Source organism: Streptomyces sp. NPDC005408 (assembly GCF_040606445.1).
In the GTDB taxonomy this organism is placed as follows: Bacteria; Actinomycetota; Actinomycetes; order Streptomycetales; family Streptomycetaceae; genus Streptomyces.
On sequence record NZ_JBEXEX010000133.1, the window covers coordinates 1 to 1,563 of the forward strand.

The following is a 1,563-nucleotide window of genomic DNA, read 5'->3' on the forward strand; positions in this document are numbered from 1 at the left end:
CGGGGCTGAACGTGCGGCCGAGCCGCACATTCAGCCCCGCCGGCGTTTTGAGGACACGCGCGAAGCGCGTACGGGGGTCTGGGGGCGCAGCCCCCCACGCGGCGGAGCCGCACATGTCACAGCCAGGAAGGGGCGGGTAGGGGACAAGGCCCGCCGCAGGCGCACCCTACCGCGTCCGCAGCTCCGCCTCGATCAGGTCCGCCGCACGGCGCGTGCCCCCCTCCGTTGCCATCTGGGACCTGATCTCCTCGAGATTCCGGGCCACTTCGGGGTCCGATGTCAGGGCAAGCACCGCTTCCCTGAGCTCCGCGGCCGTCGCCGACTCCGAGTCGAGGCGCCGCGCCACCCCCAGACCGACCAGCATGTCCGCGTTGCCGAACTGGTCGACCGCCTGTGGGACCGCCACCATCGGGGTTGCCGTGGCCAGGCCCTCCTGGCTGCCGCCCGCGCCCGCGTGCGTGATGAAGGCGTCCGCCTCGCGCAGGACGGCCAGTTGCGGCACCCACGGGTGCACCTCGACGTTGGCCGGAATCTCGCCGAGCTCCGACTCCTCGACGTACCGGCCGATCTGCAGCACCACATGCCAGCCCGGCAGTTCGCCGAAGGCCTTCACACACTCGCGGTAGAAGGCGGGCTGCTTGGTGAAGGCCGAGCCGAGCGAGACCAGCAGCACTCTCTCCGCACCGGCCGGACGCCGCCACTCCCCCTGTTCCGTGCGTTCGCCCTGGCACGCGCCGACAAAGGTGTACATCGATTCGTCGACCCGGTCCGCATGGGGCTGGAGCGCCTTCGGGATGAGGACGAGGGAGCGGCGCGGGCGGCCGACGAAGGGGTCGGGGTGGGTGTGGATGCCGTTCTCGGCAAGCCAGTTAGTGAAGCGCGCGTAGTACGCCTTGCCGCGCTCGGACGCCTTGAGGTCGGCGGTCATCGGCTCGGCGACCTCCTCCTCGTACCCCTCCCAGGCAACGAGGTTGGGCGAGAGCGATATCGCCGGTACGCCCCACCGGTGGGCGGCAACGATCGCGGGGTACGAGGTGATGTCATGGATCACCAGATCCGGCTCGTCCCCCTCGAACGCCGCTGCCAGCTGCGGCAGCACCTGGATCGCGTCGTTCAGGAAGGGCTCGATGTTGTCGATCAGCTCGGTGCCCCAGGCTTCGGGCTCTTCTTCCGTGGGCAGCGTGGAGCGGTAGATCACCGGCTCCGCGCCGGTGGCGGCGATCCTGTCGGCGTACGACGCGGGGATCGCGTAACTGACGCGGTGCCCACGGGCGACGAGTTCCCGGACGACCTCGATGCTCGGGTTCACATGCCCGGGAGCGGCGATGGAGAACATGGCGATATGGGCACGCTGGGGTTCGGTCATGCCAGAACCGTAAACGAGACGATACGTCTCGTGCAACCTCATTCCCTCGCGCGCTGGTGTCGACGATGGCTAGGGCCTGTCGTTTGGATCAGGCCGGATCAGGGAGCGGCCCGCCGCGGAGCGGCTGATGTCACTGCGGTGCGTGCGATCGCAGGCCGGAGGATGGGGGTCCCCCCGCCGAAGGCAGGGGGAGAGCC

1 protein-coding gene is annotated in these 1,563 nt (G+C 69.7%); it reads right to left on the reverse strand.

What is annotated here, in order from left to right; translation table 11 throughout:
- Positions 1–166: 166 nt before the first annotated feature.
- Entirely contained in the window at positions 167–1,366 is a 1,200-nt protein-coding gene (gene mgt / locus ABZS64_RS39270) for a macrolide-inactivating glycosyltransferase (RefSeq protein ID WP_355840005.1), read from the reverse strand.
- Positions 1,367–1,563 lie beyond the last annotated feature (197 nt).

What these genes read in the sequence shown, in the direction of transcription:
- mgt (WP_355840005.1), bottom strand. Translation starts at nt 1,366, where the DNA reads ATGACCGAACCCCAGCGTGCCCATATCGCCATGTTCTCCATCGCCGCT.